This is a genomic window from Rathayibacter sp. AY1F9 (assembly GCF_002932155.1).
Classification (GTDB): domain Bacteria; phylum Actinomycetota; class Actinomycetes; order Actinomycetales; family Microbacteriaceae; genus Rathayibacter.
In genome coordinates, this window is the sequence record NZ_PSVA01000001.1 from 187,830 (window position 1) to 203,173 (window position 15,344).

Here is a 15,344-nt window from a genome sequence, read left to right on the forward strand (position 1 = left end):
GGTAGCCACCGGGTCCGACACTCCCGCCCGTCCCCGCCGGGAGCCCCGGCCGCCCGCTCCGCTCACCGCGAAACCGGCGCGGCCGTCCGAGCGCGGTCCCGTATCCTGACACCCTCGTCCCCTCCCGAAAGGCACTGCTGGTGGAAATCCGTATTGGAATGGTCAACACCCCGCGCGAGCTCAACTTCGAGTCGTCGATGTCCGTGACCGAGGTCGAGAAGACGGTGACCACCGCTCTCGAGGCCGGCACCGCCGTCCTCCGCCTCCGCGACGAGAAGGGCAAGATCTACATCGTCCCGACCGCCACCATCGCCTTCGTCGAGGTCGGCTCCGAGGAGTCGCGCCGCGTCGGCTTCGTCGCCTAGAGCGTCCCGGGCGGACACGTCGTGGAGCTCCTCTTCATCACCCTGTTCGGGGTCCTGATCGGTCTCGCCGCGCGCTACGGGCTGCCGCACCGGCACCTGCACGGCTCCGTGCTGGTCCCGGCGATCGGCGGCCTCGTCGCCGCAGTCGTCTGGGTCGCGCTGACCTGGGCGGGCCTGCCGTGGGACGGCGGCCTGATCTGGGTCCTGTCCCTCGTCGCGACCGCCGTGGTCGTCGTCCCGGTCGGCCTCTCGCTCGGGCGCAGCCGCGCCCGCCGCGACGAGGCCTCCCTGCAGGCGATGCTCTCGGGACGCGTCGCCCCCTGATCCGAGCCGGAGGCGCGGGAGTCCTCGGACTTCCGCGCCTCCGTCGTTCCGGATTCCGGGGCAGTGCGACGCCGGGAACCGTCAGGCCGTGAGCCCCAGCGCGTCCATCCGGCGCGTGTGCGAGGCGATGAGCTCGGTGAACACCGGCTCTATCCGCGACTCGTCGGAGTCGTGGTTGCCCGAGCCCATCAGCGCGGAGCGCGCCACGAGGAGGGTGTCGCCCACCAGGCGGCGGCCCCAGACGGCCAGGCGCGAGCCCAGGCGCTCGTCCGCGGCGATCTCGCGGCGGAGGATCGCGATCACGCCGTCGACGCCCGTGTCCGCGCCGAGCGTCTGCGCGATGCGCGGCCCCACGTCGGTGGGCAGCCCGCCGGTGAGGCGGATGAAGAAGTCGTCGAGCAGGCCCGCCGTGATGTACGCCGAGAGCAGCGTCTCGTGGAGGTCCGCGCCGCGGGTGAGCCGCTCGAAGGTGTCGATCGCGGGGCGGAACGGCGCCATGGCCTCGCCGGGCTCCACGTCGCGGCGGCGCAGCTCGGCGACGACGGCGTGGTGCTTCGCGAGAGCCGTGCCGGCGGCGGAGGAGATGGCCTCCTTATCCGCGAGGTCGTCGGTCTCGGCGACGGCGCGCGCCAGCACCTCGAACACCGCGAGCTGGAGGTAGGCGACCTGGCCGAGATAGGGCAGCACCTCGGGGGTGAGGTCGGCGAGGTCGACGCGGTCGCGCTTCTGGCTCGACTCCCCGCGGGGCGTCAGGCGGGGCACCTCGAGCAGGGGACGTCGACGTCGGAACCAGGCAGCCATTTCCTCAGCATAGGGCGCCGGAGGAGCGGGGTTCCGGGGCCGGCGGGGCCGGGAGCAGTAGACTCGCCGGGATGTCACCGGCGCTGGATCGGTGACCCTGCGCCCGGAGTCGTACAGGGGCGTAGACCGTTCGACACGACAGGCGCTTCACTCCGTGACTTTCTCCGATCTGAACATCGACGACGACATCGTCGCCGCACTCGCCGCCAAGGGCATCCTCGAGCCGTTCCCCATCCAGGAGCAGACGATCCCCCTGGCCCTGCAGAAGCAGGACATCATCGGCCAGGCCAAGACCGGCACCGGCAAGACCTTCGGCTTCGGCCTCCCCCTCATCCAGGCCCTCGGCACCGACCCGGAGCCGGGCGTCAAGGCGCTCATCGTCGTCCCGACCCGCGAGCTCGCCGTGCAGGTCACCGAGGACATCGAGCTGGCCGCCTCCAACCGGCCGACCAAGATCGTCTCGATCTACGGCGGCAAGGCCTACGAGGGCCAGATCGAGCAGCTGAAGGCCGGCGCGCAGATCGTCGTCGGCACCCCCGGCCGCCTCCTGGACCTCGCCGGGCAGCGCCTGCTCTCGCTCGCCAACGTGCAGGTGATGGTCCTCGACGAGGCCGACAAGATGCTCGACCTGGGCTTCCTCTCGGACATCGAGAAGCTGTTCGCGCAGACGCCGCCCACCCGCCACACCATGCTCTTCTCGGCGACGATGCCGGGCGCGATCGTCGCGCTCGCGCGCCGCTTCATGAACAAGCCCATCCACATCCGCGCGACCGACCCCGACGAGGGCATCACGCAGGCGAACATCAAGCACATCGTCTACCGGGCGCACTCGCTCGACAAGGACGAGGTCATCGCGCGCATCCTGCAGTCCGAGGGCCGCGGCAAGACCGTCATCTTCACCCGCACGAAGCGCGCCGCGGCCCGCATCGTCGAGGAGCTCAACGACCGCGGCTTCAACGCGGCGGCCGTGCACGGAGACCTCAACCAGGAGCAGCGCGAGCGCGCGATGGCGGCGTTCAAGGCCGGCAAGAAGGACATCCTGATCGCCACCGACGTCGCCGCGCGCGGCATCGACGTGAACGACGTCACCCACGTGATCAACCACACGATCCCGGACGACGACCAGACCTACCTGCACCGCGTCGGCCGCACCGGGCGCGCGGGCAAGACCGGCATCGCGGTGACCTTCGTCGACTGGGAGGACCTGCACAAGTGGGCCCTCATCAACCGGGCGCTGGAGTTCGGCCAGCCCGACCCGGTCGAGACCTACTCGTCGTCGCCGCACCTCTACACCGACCTCGACATCCCCGCGGGGACCAAGGGACGGCTGAAGCCGACCCCGATCCCCGCCGAGGCGAAGGCCGACGCGCGCCCGGACCGGGGCGAGCGCTCCGACCGCGGCGAGCGCTCCGAGCGGGGCGACCGGCCGCCGCGTCGCCGCACCCGCTCCGACTCCGCCGACTCGACCGCTCCGCAGCAGACCGGCCCCGCTCCCTCGAGCGAGAGCAAGGAGCACCACGACGGCAACAGCGAGCCGCGCCGCCGCACCCGGTCGCGCCGCCGCTCCCCGCGCCCCGACGCGCAGGCCTGAGCCTCCGCGCCCCGAGCCCGTCCCCCCGCGATCCGTCGCGGGAGGGCGGGCTCTCGGCGTCTCAGCGGCTCTCCCGCGACTCAGCGGGGTCCCCACGCGACTCAGCGGCTCTCCGCCCCTCAGCGGTCACGGTGATCCGGCGGCTCTCCGCCTGTCAGCGGCTCTCCGCGACTCAGCGGGCGGAGGAGCGGATCGCGTCGACGGTCGCGCGCGCGGTCGTGTTCTCGCCCAGGCGGTTGGGCTTGCCCGTGCCGTGGTAGTCGCTCGAGCCCGTGGTGACGAGCGAGTACTGCTCGGCGAGCTCGCGCAGGCGGCGCTTGCCGTCGGCCGTGTTCTCGCGGTGCTCGACCTCGAGGCCGAACAGGCCGGCGTCGACGAGCTGCGGGAGGATCGACTCGACCGCGATCCCGCGGGCGCTCGCGGCCGGGTGCGCGATGACCGGGACCCCGCCCGCCGCGCGGACCAGGCGCACGGCGTCGACCGGGTCGGGCGCGTAGTGCGGGCGGTAGTAGCCGCCGCGCCAGTCGAGGATCCCCGCGAAGGCCGCGGAGCGGTCGGTGGCCAGGCCGCGGGCGACGAGCGCGTCGGCGATGTGCGGACGCCCGATGGTCGTGCCCGGGCTGGTCTGGGCGAGGACGTCGTCCCAGGTGAGGTCGTAGTCGGCCGCGATCGCGGTGACGATCGCCTCCGCGCGGTGCGTGCGGGCCGAGCGGATGCGCGCGGTCTCGGCCACGAGCCCCGGATCCGCCGGATCGACGAGGTACGCGAGGACGTGGACGCTGGCCCAGCCGACGCGGGAGGAGAGCTCCATGCCGGGCAGCAGGTCGATGCCCGCCTCCTCGGCCGCGGCGAGCGCCTCGGCCCAGCCGCCGGTCGTGTCGTGGTCGGTGAGCGCCACTCCGGCGAGCCCGGCCGCGGCCGCGGCCCGCACCAGGACGGCCGGAGCCTCGGTGCCGTCGGAGACGACGGAGTGGGTGTGGAGGTCGTAACGGCCCCCGTCGACATGCATGCGCTCATCGTAGACGCGCCGCCTGCGAGCCCTCCGATGCCCTAGTAGCCTGGGCGGCGATGGGGACGAGACTGGTGAAGACCGCGGTGGCGGTGATCGTGGCGATCGCTCTGCTGGTGGTCGCGGCGCCCGGCTTCTTCGGGATCGCCCGGGAGGCCCCCTTCGCCCAGCTGGTGCCGTTCCGGCTCGCGACGGGCGCGGCGGCCGTCGGGCTCGCCGCTGTCCTGGTCGTGATCGCGGTCCTCGTCGCTCCGGTCAGGCGCCTCGCGCTGGCCCTCGCGGCGCTCGGCGTCGTCTTCGCGCTCGTGCTCGCGGGAGTGCAGGGAGCGCGGGGCTACGACTCCGCCGCTCCGCGCGCCCACCGCCTCGCCGACGTGCGCCTCGCGACCTGGAACGTGCTGCACGACGGCGTGCCCGTCGACACGATCGCCTCGCTCGCCCGGGAGAGCGCGGTCGACGGCATCGCCCTCCTCGAGGTCTCGCAGACGCACGCGCAGGACGTCGTGAACGCGCTCAGCGCCCAGGGGATGTCGATGACCCTCCACTACGCCGGGTCGGGCGCCGAGGACGGGGCGGCCCTGCTGCTCTCCCCCTCGCTCGGCGGCTACAGCGTCGACACCGCCGCGGTCGTCACCGGATCGACACCGTCCCTCGTCGCACGCCCCGACACTCCCGAGCGCCCCGTCCTCGCCGCGGTGCACACCATGGCGCCGATCCCCTCGCGCCTCGCGGAGTGGCGGAGCGATCTGCTCTCGGTCTCCGCGCTCTGCTCCGCGGAGGAGGACGTCGTGGTCCTCGGCGATCTGAACTCCACGGTCGACCACTGGACCGGGCTGCCGGGCTCGGCCGCGCTGGGCGGCTGCCGCGACGCGGGGACCGTCGCGGGCGGCGCCGCCCTGGGCACCTGGCCGTCCTCGGTCCCGCCCGCGCTCGGCGCCCCGATCGACCACGTCCTCTTCTCGGGACGCTGGGAGGTCTCGGGCTACCAGGTCGTCGACGACCGCGACGACGCCGGGAGCGACCACCGGCCGCTGGTCGTCCAGCTCTCGGTCCGCGGGATGGTGAAGGACGCGTCCTGACGCTCCTCCCCGGACGCCGACTCCCCGTCCTCCTCCCCCGCTCGGCCCGTGGCGGCCCCCGCGGCCGTGCGGAGGAGGACAATGGGAGCCATGACGAACACGGAGGAGCGGACCGCCGCTCAGACGCCCGACCCCGCCGCCGCCCCGCGCCCCCGCGCCACCGCGAACCGCTCGACGACCCCCGCCTCCGACCGCTTCCGCGACTTCATCGCGTCCGGCTGGGCCGAGCGGGAGGAGCCGCTGCCTGCTCCGCGCGAGCAGGCGTCCTTCGCCGCCTCCCGCCGCGAGCGCCTCTCCGCGCTGCACACCGGCGTGCGCATCGTCGTCCCGGCGGGCCGCCTCAAGCAGCGCGCGAACGACACCGACTACCCGTTCCGTGCGCACTCGGCCTTCACCTGGCTCACCGGCTGGGGCTCCGACTCCGAGCCCGGCGCGGTCCTCGTCCTCGAGCCCGCCGGGTCCGGCCACAGCGCGACGCTCTACTTCCGCGAGCGCGCGAGCCGCGACTCCGACGAGTTCTACGCCAACCCCGAGATCGGCGAGTTCTGGATCGGGCCGCGCCCGTCGCTCGCGCAGGTCGCGAGCGATCTCGGCCTCGCCACCCGCGGGATCGCCGAGCTCGACGCGGCCCTCGACGCGCACGACGGCGTCCCCCTCGCCGTGCTGCGCGAGGCCGACCCGGCGGTGACCGGCCGTCTCGACGCGGTCGAGGCCGACGAGCGGGCGGACCGCGACGCCGCGCTCGAGCGCGACATCGCCGAGCTCCGCCTGGTCAAGGACGCCTACGAGATCGCCGAGCTGCGCGCCGCCGTCGACGCGACGGGCCGCGGCTTCGAGGACGTCCTCTCCGACCTGCCGCGCATCATCGCCCACGAGAAGGGCGAGCGCCTGATCGAGGGCGTCTTCAACGGACGCGCGCGCGCCGACGGCAACGCGGTCGGCTACGACACCATCGCCGCGGCGGGCCCTCACGCCTGCATCCTGCACTGGACGCGCAACGACGGGCCGGTGCGCCCCGGCCAGCTGGTGCTGCTGGACGCCGGCGTCGAGCAGGACAGCTACTACACCGCCGACATCACGCGCACCTTCCCGGTGGACGGCCGCTACACGGACGCCCAGCGCCAGGTTCACGAGACGGTGCGGGAGGCGGCCGACGCCGCGTTCGCGATGGTCCGACCCGGCATCCGCTTCCGCGAGGTTCACGCCGCGGCGATGGCCGTCATCGCGCGGCGCACCGCCGAGTGGGGCCTGCTGCCGGTCAGCGCCGAGGAGGCGCTCGAGGCCGACAACCAGCAGCACCGCCGCTACATGGTCCACGGCACCAGCCACCACCTCGGGCTCGACGTGCACGACTGCGCCCGGGCACGTCGCGAGATGTACCTCGACGGACTGGTCGAGGAGGGCATGGTCTTCACGATCGAGCCCGGCCTCTACTTCCAGCCCGACGACCTCACGGTCCCGGAGGAGCTGCGCGGCATCGGCGTCCGGATCGAGGACGACGTGCTCGTCACCGCCGACGGCGCCGAGAACCTCTCTGCCGGCATCCCGCGCTCGGCCGACGACATCGAGGCGTGGATGGCCCGACTGGCCCGCTGAGCCCGGTCGCCCGCGGGGAGCCCCGGCCGCTCAGGCGGCGAGGGGCAGCGCGAACTCCCCGCGGGCGGCGGCGAGCGCCAGCCCGTCGAGCAGCGTCGCCAGCTGACCGGCGGGAGCGTCCGGGTCCTCGGGGTGCCACTGCACGCCCACGAGGGGGGCCGCGACGTGCTCGACGGCCTCGATCACGCCGTCCTCCGCCCGGGCGACGACCCGCAGCCCCGGAGCGAGCAGGTCGACCGCCTGGTGGTGCGCGCTCTGCACCGCGAGCGCCTCGGACCCGAAGAGCCCGCCGAGCACGGAGCCCGCCGCGAGCCCGACCTCGTGCCGGTGCATGCGCTGGTGAGCGGGGGCCGCCGCGTTGACGTGCTCCGCCTCCGGACCCAGGTCCTGCACCAGCGTGCCGCCGAGCGCGACGTTGACGATCTGCAGGCCGCGGCAGATGCCCAGCAGCGGGGTCCGGCGGGCCAGTGCCCGGTGCACCAGCGCGATCTGGGCGGCGTCCGCGCGCTCCGCGTGGGGGCCCTCGGCCGGGTAGCCGCGGTCGGCGCCGTACTGCTCGGGAGCGATGTCCTCGCCGCCCGCGAGGACGAGGGCATCCGCCCCCGCCGTGCGCGCCAGCAGCTCCTCCGTGCCCAGCTCCTCGGCGGCGAAGCGCTCCGCCCGCCAGCCGCGCTCGTGCGCGAGGGCGAGGATGCGGCCGTTCAGGATCTGCACGTAGGCGTGGTACTCCTCGCGGCCCGGTCGCACGCGGGCGACCTCGACGATGGCGAGCGAGCGGGTCATGACTCCATCCTGGGCACGCCGCCGCCGCTGGTCGAACCGCCGTGTCACGCGGTGTCACACTCCGGCCGTACGATCACGGAGTGACCTCGCCGAGCCCGTCCCTCCCGGAGCGCGTGCAGCAGGCGCGCTCCGAGGTCTCCGTCCTCGCCGGGACCACTCCCGAGCGCCGGGTCCGACCGCTGCGCGAGGCCGTCGAGCACGTCGCCGCCGGCGGCTCCCCCGATCCCGGCGCCCTGCTCGACGCGGTCGACTCGCTGGTCGGGCTCGTGACCCGCGCCGAGGTGCAGCTGAGCGGCGTCGAGCGCTCCGTGCGGGACGACCTGGAGCGGGCCGCCACCCTCTCGGACCTGCGCACCTCGGCGCAGCTCGCCTCCGCCGCCGACGTGGCCGTCGCGTGCGCCGCGGCACGGTCGCTCCTCCTCGACGCCGACGACGCCCGGTCGGCCGGCGCCCGCCACGATCCGGCCGCGCTGCTGGTCCTGCTGCTCGACGCCGACTCCGCTCTGGACGCCGTCGTCTCCGGGTACCGCGAGCCGCGAGCCCAGGCCGAGCGCCAGCTCCTCCTGTTCGAGGCGGCGCGCACCGCGGCCCTGCTCGGTGCCGAGTCGGTGCTGCTCCTGGCCGCCGTGCACGGCGAGCGCATCACCGCGGCACCCCGGATCCTCGCGGAGGAGACACTCGGGCAGCTGGACACCGCGGTGCGCCGTGCGGCAGGCGATCCGGCCGGCGCTCTGGACGAGGCCCGCGCCGCCGCCGACCGCGCCCGCTCCGCGCTCGACGAGGCCCTGGTCGACCTCGACGGCGCACCCCCGTCGCTCCGCCCAGCAGCCGTCCCCGGAGGCCTGCCCGCGGCCTGAGGACGCAGGCACCCGGCAGCGGCGCGCGTGCCATAGTGAGGGACATGGCCTCCTTCCTCGTCGTCCCCCAGTGGCAGGGCTCGGCGTCGACGCGCGCGATGCGCCTCGTCGACGGAGCCGAGGCGATCCGGGGCGATCTGCCCTCCTCCGCCACCACGACCCTCGACATCCCCGCCGAGGCGGGCGACGCCCAGGACACCGGCATCCGCCGCTACGCCTCGGTCGCCACCGTCGCCGAGCGGGTGCGCGAGGCCCTCTCGGGCCGCACCGGTCCCGTGATCACGATCGGCGGCGACTGCGGCGTCGAGTTCGCGGCGATCGGGCACGCCGTGCGCTCGGCACCGGGCCCGGTCGCGCTGGTCTGGCTCGACGCCCACCCGGACGCGCACACTCCCGAGTCCTCCCCCAGCGGCGCCTTCTGCGGCATGGTCCTCTCGGCCGCGCTGGGCCGCGGCGTCGGCCTCCTGAGCGCGGGCGCCGAGGAGCGGGTGGCCGACGAGCGCGTCGTCCTCGCCGGTGTCCGCTCCGCCGACGACGGCGAGCTCGAGCCGCTGGTCGAGCGGGGGGCCGCGGTGCTGCCCGCGGACGCCCTCGACCCGGAGTCGCTCGTCGCGGCGGTCGAGGCGACCGGTGCCGCCTCCGTCTACGTGCACCTCGACCTGGACGTGCTCGACCCCGCCGATCTCGCCGGGCTGTTCGACCCGGTGCCCTTCGGCGTGCCCGCCTCGCGCCTCGTCGCGAGCCTCGACGCCCTCCGGTCCCGCTTCCCGCTCGCGGGCGCCGGCGTCACCTCGTTCGCCCCGGCGTCGCCGACCGCGGCCGAGGACGACCTGCCCACGATCCTCCGCCTCCTCGGCGCTCTGTCCCGCGGGGCCTGAGAGAGCCCTGCCATCGGCGCGCAAGCCCGAGCGCGTGTCGGCGGCACCCGGCAAGATGGTCGGACGCGACCGAGCGGAGGAACGATGAGCGACGAGAGACCGCGCGTGCGCACCGAGCGGCGCGGGACCGTGCTCGCGATCGTGCTGGACCGGCCCGAGAAGCGCAACGCCGCCGATCTGCGGCTGCTCGCGGAGCTGGCGTCCGCGTACGGCGAGCTCGACCGCGACCCGGAGCTGCGCGCCGGCGTCGTCCTCGCCGAGGGCGGGCACTTCACGGCCGGGCTCGACCTCGCCGACATCGGGCCCCGCCTGGGCTCCGACGGCCTCGACTTCGTGCCCGAGGGCGGTCTCGACCCCTGGGGCCTGCGCACCCGCCCTGTGAGCAAGCCGGTGGTCATCGGCCTCCAGGGCACCTGCCTCACGCTCGGCATCGAGCTCGCGCTCGCGAGCGACGTCGTCCTCGCCGAGCGGTCCACCCGCTTCGGCCAGATCGAGGTCGCCCGCGGCATCCTGCCCTTCGGCGGAGCGACGCTGCGCTTCCCCCGCGCCGTCGGCTGGGGCGACGCGATGCGCTGGATCCTCACCGGCGACCTCTTCGACGCCGAGGAGGCCCACCGCATCGGCCTCGTGCAGCAGGTCGTCCCCGACGGGACGGTCGCCGAGGCGGCCTGGGCTCTGGCCGCCCGGATCGCCGCGCAGGCGCCGCTCGCCGTGCAGGCCGCCCTGGCCAGTGCCCGGCTCGCGGTCGCCGCGTCCGACGCCGAGGCCGCGGCCGCGCTCCCCGGGGCGCTCGCGCGTCTCGCGGCGTCCGAGGACGCGCGCATCGGCACCGAGGCCTTCCTCCAGCGCACGACGGCGGAGTTCACCGGACGATGAGCGACGAGAGCACCACCGTCCCGGCGCCCGGCGGCTCCTCCCTCGAGGCGCAGCAGGAGCGCGCCGCGCAGCAGCTCGAGATCCGGCTCCGCTACGGCGACCAGGTGTGGGAGCTGCGCGAGGTCGACCACTTCGCCGTCTTCTCCCGCCGCAGCACCGCACGATGGGCCGGGCGCGTCCTCGTGGCCTCCGGCTTCCAGATCGCGATCTCGCGGCTGAGGCTGAGGCAGGTCCTCGTCGCGAGCCACCACGCCGCGGTCGACGAGGAGTCGACCACCGCGTTCCTCCGCCAGGTGATCGAGGCGGTCGAGAGCCACGGCGGCCGCTACGACGGCTGGCGGGCCGAGATCGTGCCGGCGCATTGAGCGCCGGGCACCCACCGACGACGGGGCTCGACGCCTCCGAGAACCCCAGGGAGACAGCATGAGCAGCACGACGGACGAGTTCGACGTCATCGTCATCGGAGCAGGGCCGGTGGGCGAGAACCTCGCGGACCGCGCGGTCCAGGGCGGCCTCACCGCGGCCGTCGTCGAGAGCGAGCTCGTCGGGGGCGAGTGCTCCTACTGGGCGTGCATGCCCTCGAAGGCGCTGCTGCGGCCGCCGATGGCGCTCCGCGCCGCCCGTGATCTCCCCGGCGCGGCGCAGGCGGTGAGCGGAGGAGTCGACGTGCCCGCGCTCCTGGCCCGCCGCGACTCCTTCACCAGCCACTTCGACGACCACGGCCAGGTGCAGTGGCTCGAGGGCGCCGGCATCGAGCTCGTCCGCGGGCACGGCCGCCTGAGCGGCGAGCGCGAGGTGACCGTGACCGGACCCGACGGCGAGGTGCGCGTGCTCCGCGCCCGCTCCGCCGTCGCCGTCGCGACCGGCACCACCGCCGTCGTCCCCGACATCCCTGGCCTGCGCGCGGCATCCCCCTGGACGAGCCGCGAGGCCACCTCGGCCGAGGAGGTGCCGCCGCGCCTCGTCGTCATCGGCGGCGGAGTCGTCGCGACCGAGATGGCGACCGCCTACGCCGGCATGGGCTCCTCCGTCACGCTCGTCGCCCGCAGCGGACTCCTCGCGCCGTTCGAGCCCTTCGCCGGCGAGCTCGTCGGCTCGGCGCTCCAGCAGCTCGGCGTCGACCTGCGCCTCGGCGACTTGCCCGTCTCGGTCGAGCGCCGGTCCGACGGCACCGTGGCCGTGACGCTCGAGGGCGGCGACGTCATCGAGGCCGACCAGGTGCTCGCCGCGACCGGCCGCGCCCCGCACACCCGCGACGTCGGCCTCGAGACGGTGGGCCTCGAGCCCGGCTCCTCGCTGACGGTCGACGACACGATGCTCGTGCTGGGCGGCGACGGTGCTCCCCTCGGCGGCGGGCGTCCGTGGCTCTACGGGGTGGGCGACGTGAACCACCGCGCACTGCTCACGCACCAGGGCAAGTACCAGGCCCGTGCGGCCGGCGACGTGATCGTCGCGCGCGCCACCGGTGCCGAGGTCCACGACGCCCCCTGGGGAGCGCACGTCGCGACCGCGGACCACGAGGCCGTGCCGCAGGTCGTCTTCACCGACCCCGAGGTCGCGTCGGTCGGCCTGACCGCCGCGGCCGCCGAGAAGGCCGGCTACCGCACCCGCGTCGTCGACTACGAGATCGGCTCGGTCGCCGGCGCCGCCCTCGCCGCCGACGGCTACACGGGCACCGCGCGGATGGTCGTGGACGAGGACCGGAAGGTCGTCCTCGGCGTCACCTTCGTCGGCAAGGAGGTCGGCGAGCTGATCCACTCCGCGACGATCGCCGTCGTCGGCGAGGTGCCGCTCTCGCGCCTCTGGCACGCGGTCCCCTCCTATCCGACGATCAGCGAGGTCTGGCTGCGGCTGCTCGAGACCTACGGACGCGACAGCGCGTGAGCGCGCTCCGTCGAGCCGTCGCGACGGTGGCCCTGGATCCGGCGATCACCCGGCCCGGCTACCTCTTCGCGTGCGCGGTCGGACTCGCCTGGGGCGCGCTGTGGAGCACGGGCCCGATCCGGCGCAGCCACGGCCTCGTCGTCTTCACCGGTCTGCCCTCCTGGGCGTTCGGCCGCGGAGGGTCCTGCGTCGGCACGAGCTACCTCACGGGCACCAACGTCTCCGACAGCGTCCTCGAGCACGAGGCCGTGCACAAGGAGCAGTGGCGGCTCTACGGGATGTGGTTCCCGTTCGCGTACACGGTGGCGGGTCGCGATCCGCTGCGCAATCGATTCGAGATCGAAGCCGGTCTCGAGAAGGGCGGATATCTCCGTGGTCACTGACATGACGGGGCGCGTCGTCGTCCTCACCGGAGCCAGTTCCGGCATCGGCCGGGTCGCGGCGGGAGCGCTGGCGTCCGCCGGTGCCCGCGTGGCCGTGGTCGGGCGGAACCCCGAGCGCACCCGCGCGGTCGCCGCCGACGTGGGAGGGGACGCGTTCCTGGCCGACTTCGACCGGCTCGACGACGTCCGCGCCCTGGCCGACGGCCTCCTCGAGCGCTACGAGCGGATCGACGTGCTGGCGAACAACGCGGGCGGGCTCGTCTCCCACCGCGCCGAGACGGTCGACGGCCACGAGCGGACGATCCAGAGCAACCATCTCGCGCCGTTCCTGCTCACGCGGCTCCTGCTCCCGCGGATGATCGAGACCTCGAGGGAGCGGGCCGGCGTCCGCGTCGTCTCCACTGCGAGCCTCGCGAACCGCTTCGGTCGCCTGAGGCTCGACGACCTCGACAACCGCCGCGGTCCGTGGCTCGGCGGCTGGCGGGCGTACGGCACGTCGAAGCTGGTGACGATCCTCTTCATCCGCGAGCTGGCGGAGCGGCTGCTGACGACGTCGGTCGACGCGTACTCGTTCCACCCGGGCGTCGTCTCGACGAGCTTCGGCGCCGACAGCACGATGATGAAGCTGATGACGAGCCTCTCGGTCGGCTCCTTCGGCATCTCCGCCGAGGCGGGTGCGGTGCCGCTGATCACCCTCGCCTCCGAGCCCGACGTCGGCGCCGCGAGCGGCACCTACTTCGACCAGCTGACACCGCACGGCTCCCTGAACCCCCAGGCCCGAGACCGCGCTCTCGCCCACGACCTCTGGACCCTCTCCAGCCGCCTCGTGGGCGTCTCCCCCACCCTGTAGCCGCTGCCGCTCCCCGCCGCCGCCGACTCGGCGCGGGGCGGCGCGGAGCACCCCGCGCGCTCGCCGGGAGGATCTCGACACACCCTCTCCGAGGGCTGCCCGATCAGCAGGTCTGTGCGCGGTCGCCCGACTCGGTGTGTGCCTGCGAGCTTCTCGATCAGCCGCGAGATCGGTCGGGCGTGGATCTCGATACTCCCTCCCCGAGGGCTGCTCGATCAGCATGTCCGGGCGTGGTCGCCCGACTCGCCAGGCACCCGAGAACCGCTCGATCACGCGCGAAGTCCGTCGGAGTGGATCTCGAGATGCCCTCTGCGAGATCCACTCGATCAGCATCGTCCTCCGCGGTCACACCTCCAGCCCGCCGTCCCCCGCGGTCGCGCCCCCGGCGCGCCGCATCCTCTGCGGTCGCGCCCCTGGCGCGCCGTCCCCCTTGCGGTCGCGCCTCCGGCGCGCCGTCCCCCGCGGTCGCGCCTCCGGCGCGCCGATCCTCTTCGAGCAGTGCCCGGAGCGTCGCAGGGCGTCGTTCTGCAAGGCGGAGGAGGAAGCGATACCGGCGGTATCGCGCCCGACGACAACACCGCAGAACGTCGCCCTGCGGCGCTCCGGGTCAGTTGGACTCTTGGCGGCCGAGGCGCCAGTACCCCATGAACGCCACCCGCTTCCGGTCGAGTCCGAGCTCGGTGACGAGGCAGCGGCGGATCAGCTTCACGGCGCCGGCTTCTCCGGCGATCCAGGCGTAGAGGCCGGGGTCGGTGCTCTCGTCGGGGACCTCCCAGAGCATCTCGTGGTCGACGTCGATGTCGCTGACGTCGACGCCGCGGTGGTGGGCGGTGAGGAAGCGGGTGGCCCAGGCGCGGACCGCGTCGCCGAGGGCCGCTCCGGGGGCTGCCGCGTCGGCGCGGACGATCCAGGTGACGTGGACGCCGGCGGGGTGGTGGAGCGGGAGGCGGTCGTGGGCGGTGGGGACCTCGAGGAACGCGGCTCCGGTGGCGTCGTCGTCGAGGCTCTCGAGGATCGCGGCGATGGCGGGGACGGCCGTCTCGTCGCCGGCGAGGAGGAGGGAGGTGGCGGCGCCGGGGTGGAACTCGACTCCGCCGCCGGGGAGGTCGGAGCGCGTGTCGGGCGCGATGATGACGATCTGGTCGCCGGCGCGGGCGCTCTCGACCCAGGCGGAGGCCGGTCCGGTGTCGCCGTGGGCGGCGAAGTCGATGTCGACCTCGGCGTCCTCGGGGCGGACGGCGCGGATGGTGTAGGTGCGGAGCGGGTTCCGGAGCTCGTCGGGGAGCTGTCGCCAGCGGCCGTACCAGTCGGGGTCGAGTCCGTCGGGTCCGTCGGGGTCCGAGACGGAGGCGAGGAAGGCGGGGGCGTTGGAGGCTGCGGTGGGGACGACGAGCTTGATGCGCTGGTCGGGGCCGGTGCAGCCGACGTGGTCGAGGCCGGTGCCGGTGAGGGTCACGCGGATGAAGTGCGGGGCGATCCGGGTCGCTGCGGCGACGGTCGCGAGGTACGGCCGGTAGGCCGGTCGGGCGGGGGCGGCGGTCGTCGGAGGCATCGCCTCAGTCTCGCACAGAAGGTAAGCCTTGCCTAACACTCAACCGGGACGCCCGGCGGACGGTCAGCGCGCGGCGTGCTCGGCGGAGGTGCGCAGGCGCGCCTCGACGTCGGCGGCGAGCTCGGCGACGACGGGGCCGGCCCCGCCGATCCAGGCGCAGAAGTCGTGGCGGCCGTCGGCCCACGGGTAGTCGCCGTCGACGACCGACATCTCGCCGACCCAGGCCCGGACCGCGCGGTCGAGCGCGACTCCGCGGGAGCATCGCTCACCGGTGCCGGGGGCGCCCGAGCGCTCGGAGCGGCCGAGCCAGGTGACGCAGACCCGTCCGGGGGCGGCGAGCGGCGGCAGTCCGCGCGCGTCGTCGACCTCGACGAAGACCTGGCCGCGGGCGTTCGCGGGAAGGGCGTCGAGGATGCTCTGGATCCACGGCACGACGGTCTCGTCGCCCGCGATCAGGAACTGCTTCACGTCGACCGGCGCGGAGCCGTCGCGGTCCTCGAACATGCACATCGTGTT

At 74.5% G+C, this 15,344-nt stretch carries 17 protein-coding genes; 12 read left to right on the plus strand and 5 right to left on the minus strand.

Annotated features, from left to right (window positions below; genetic code table 11):
* The first annotated feature begins 140 nt into the window (after nucleotides 1–140).
* Both C5C37_RS00900 and C5C37_RS00905 read left to right on the plus strand, forming a co-directional pair.
* Nucleotides 141–365, plus strand: coding sequence for a DUF3107 domain-containing protein (locus C5C37_RS00900; protein WP_104224841.1), 225 nt, complete (start codon nucleotides 141–143; stop codon nucleotides 363–365).
* Nucleotides 366–386: 21 nt separating this feature from the next.
* Entirely contained in the window at nucleotides 387–689 is a 303-nt protein-coding gene (locus tag C5C37_RS00905; protein WP_104226942.1) for a hypothetical protein, read from the plus strand.
* Between the two features lie 81 nt (nucleotides 690–770).
* Here the strand turns inward: C5C37_RS00905 and C5C37_RS00910 are convergent, their stop codons facing one another.
* Nucleotides 771–1,490 (minus strand): ferritin-like fold-containing protein, encoded by a 720-nt coding sequence (locus tag C5C37_RS00910; RefSeq protein WP_104247820.1) that lies wholly within the window; start codon nucleotides 1,488–1,490, stop codon nucleotides 771–773.
* A gap of 154 nt (nucleotides 1,491–1,644) precedes the next feature.
* Between C5C37_RS00910 and C5C37_RS00915 the strand changes: the two genes are divergently transcribed.
* Complete coding sequence (locus C5C37_RS00915; protein ID WP_104224844.1) at nucleotides 1,645–3,081, plus strand: DEAD/DEAH box helicase; 1,437 nt, start codon at nucleotides 1,645–1,647, stop codon at nucleotides 3,079–3,081.
* Nucleotides 3,082–3,253: 172 nt separating this feature from the next.
* On the opposite strand, the gene C5C37_RS00920 is transcribed toward C5C37_RS00915, so the two are convergent.
* On the minus strand, nucleotides 3,254–4,090 hold the full coding sequence (locus C5C37_RS00920; RefSeq protein WP_104224845.1) for a PHP domain-containing protein: 837 nt from the start codon (nucleotides 4,088–4,090) through the stop codon (nucleotides 3,254–3,256).
* A 59-nt stretch (nucleotides 4,091–4,149) separates the two neighbouring features.
* Here C5C37_RS00920 and C5C37_RS00925 point away from each other — a divergent pair, with 59 nt between their 5' ends.
* Complete coding sequence (locus C5C37_RS00925) at nucleotides 4,150–5,169, plus strand: endonuclease/exonuclease/phosphatase family protein (protein ID WP_146085135.1); 1,020 nt, start codon at nucleotides 4,150–4,152, stop codon at nucleotides 5,167–5,169.
* A 90-nt stretch (nucleotides 5,170–5,259) separates the two neighbouring features.
* The gene (locus C5C37_RS00930; protein WP_258073992.1) at nucleotides 5,260–6,765 is read left to right on the plus strand and encodes an aminopeptidase P family protein; all 1,506 of its coding nucleotides are present in this window, start codon (nucleotides 5,260–5,262) and stop codon (nucleotides 6,763–6,765) included.
* A 30-nt stretch (nucleotides 6,766–6,795) separates the two neighbouring features.
* Here the strand turns inward: C5C37_RS00930 and C5C37_RS00935 are convergent, their stop codons facing one another.
* Nucleotides 6,796–7,548, minus strand: coding sequence for a gamma-glutamyl-gamma-aminobutyrate hydrolase family protein (locus C5C37_RS00935; protein WP_104225036.1), 753 nt, complete (start codon nucleotides 7,546–7,548; stop codon nucleotides 6,796–6,798).
* 80 nt (nucleotides 7,549–7,628) lie between these two features.
* On the opposite strand from C5C37_RS00935, the gene C5C37_RS00940 reads away from it, so the two are divergent.
* The 7 genes from C5C37_RS00940 to C5C37_RS00970 all read left to right on the plus strand — a co-directional run bounded on the left by C5C37_RS00940 (nucleotide 7,629) and on the right by C5C37_RS00970 (nucleotide 13,276).
* Nucleotides 7,629–8,405: a hypothetical protein gene (locus C5C37_RS00940; RefSeq protein ID WP_104338277.1), complete on the plus strand. Its 777-nt coding sequence runs from the start codon at nucleotides 7,629–7,631 to the stop codon at nucleotides 8,403–8,405.
* Nucleotides 8,406–8,449: 44 nt separating this feature from the next.
* Nucleotides 8,450–9,283: an arginase family protein gene (locus tag C5C37_RS00945; RefSeq protein WP_104338278.1), complete on the plus strand. Its 834-nt coding sequence runs from the start codon at nucleotides 8,450–8,452 to the stop codon at nucleotides 9,281–9,283.
* Between the two features lie 84 nt (nucleotides 9,284–9,367).
* Nucleotides 9,368–10,159, plus strand: a complete 792-nt coding sequence (locus tag C5C37_RS00950) for a crotonase/enoyl-CoA hydratase family protein (protein ID WP_104256199.1) — start codon at nucleotides 9,368–9,370, stop codon at nucleotides 10,157–10,159.
* Entirely contained in the window at nucleotides 10,156–10,524 is a 369-nt protein-coding gene (locus C5C37_RS00955) for a ribonuclease E inhibitor RraB (protein ID WP_104338279.1), read from the plus strand. Before C5C37_RS00950 ends, C5C37_RS00955 begins: the two co-directional genes overlap by 4 nt.
* Nucleotides 10,525–10,582: 58 nt before the next feature.
* Entirely contained in the window at nucleotides 10,583–12,043 is a 1,461-nt protein-coding gene (locus tag C5C37_RS00960) for an NAD(P)/FAD-dependent oxidoreductase (RefSeq protein WP_104338280.1), read from the plus strand.
* Nucleotides 12,040–12,426, plus strand: a complete 387-nt coding sequence (locus tag C5C37_RS00965; RefSeq protein WP_104227423.1) for a Fe-S oxidoreductase — start codon at nucleotides 12,040–12,042, stop codon at nucleotides 12,424–12,426. Before C5C37_RS00960 ends, C5C37_RS00965 begins: the two co-directional genes overlap by 4 nt.
* Nucleotides 12,416–13,276 carry an SDR family NAD(P)-dependent oxidoreductase gene (locus C5C37_RS00970; RefSeq protein ID WP_244230659.1) on the plus strand — a complete coding sequence of 287 codons (861 nt, stop codon included), beginning with the start codon at nucleotides 12,416–12,418 and terminating at the stop codon, nucleotides 13,274–13,276. The genes C5C37_RS00965 and C5C37_RS00970 overlap by 11 nt, the downstream gene beginning before the upstream one ends.
* A gap of 607 nt (nucleotides 13,277–13,883) precedes the next feature.
* Here C5C37_RS00970 and C5C37_RS00975 read toward each other — a convergent pair.
* Nucleotides 13,884–14,828 (minus strand): siderophore-interacting protein, encoded by a 945-nt coding sequence (locus C5C37_RS00975; protein ID WP_104338281.1) that lies wholly within the window; start codon nucleotides 14,826–14,828, stop codon nucleotides 13,884–13,886.
* 63 nt (nucleotides 14,829–14,891) lie between these two features.
* Nucleotides 14,892–15,338 (minus strand): SIP domain-containing protein, encoded by a 447-nt coding sequence (locus C5C37_RS00980; RefSeq protein ID WP_104227425.1) that lies wholly within the window; start codon nucleotides 15,336–15,338, stop codon nucleotides 14,892–14,894.
* Between the last annotated feature and the right edge of the window lie 6 nt (nucleotides 15,339–15,344).

Coding starts and splice junctions, on each gene's coding strand:
- C5C37_RS00930 (WP_258073992.1), top strand. CDS start 5,260: ATGACGAACACGGAGGAGCGGACCGCCGCTCAGACGCCCGACCCCGCC.
- C5C37_RS00920 (WP_104224845.1), bottom strand. CDS start 4,090: ATGCATGTCGACGGGGGCCGTTACGACCTCCACACCCACTCCGTCGTC.
- C5C37_RS00960 (WP_104338280.1), top strand. CDS start 10,583: ATGAGCAGCACGACGGACGAGTTCGACGTCATCGTCATCGGAGCAGGG.
- C5C37_RS00975 (WP_104338281.1), bottom strand. CDS start 14,828: ATGCCTCCGACGACCGCCGCCCCCGCCCGACCGGCCTACCGGCCGTAC.
- C5C37_RS00980 (WP_104227425.1), bottom strand. CDS start 15,338: ATGTGCATGTTCGAGGACCGCGACGGCTCCGCGCCGGTCGACGTGAAG.
- C5C37_RS00945 (WP_104338278.1), top strand. CDS start 8,450: ATGGCCTCCTTCCTCGTCGTCCCCCAGTGGCAGGGCTCGGCGTCGACG.
- C5C37_RS00935 (WP_104225036.1), bottom strand. CDS start 7,548: ATGACCCGCTCGCTCGCCATCGTCGAGGTCGCCCGCGTGCGACCGGGC.
- C5C37_RS00910 (WP_104247820.1), bottom strand. CDS start 1,490: ATGGCTGCCTGGTTCCGACGTCGACGTCCCCTGCTCGAGGTGCCCCGC.
- C5C37_RS00925 (WP_146085135.1), top strand. CDS start 4,150: ATGGGGACGAGACTGGTGAAGACCGCGGTGGCGGTGATCGTGGCGATC.
- C5C37_RS00955 (WP_104338279.1), top strand. CDS start 10,156: ATGAGCGACGAGAGCACCACCGTCCCGGCGCCCGGCGGCTCCTCCCTC.
- C5C37_RS00950 (WP_104256199.1), top strand. CDS start 9,368: ATGAGCGACGAGAGACCGCGCGTGCGCACCGAGCGGCGCGGGACCGTG.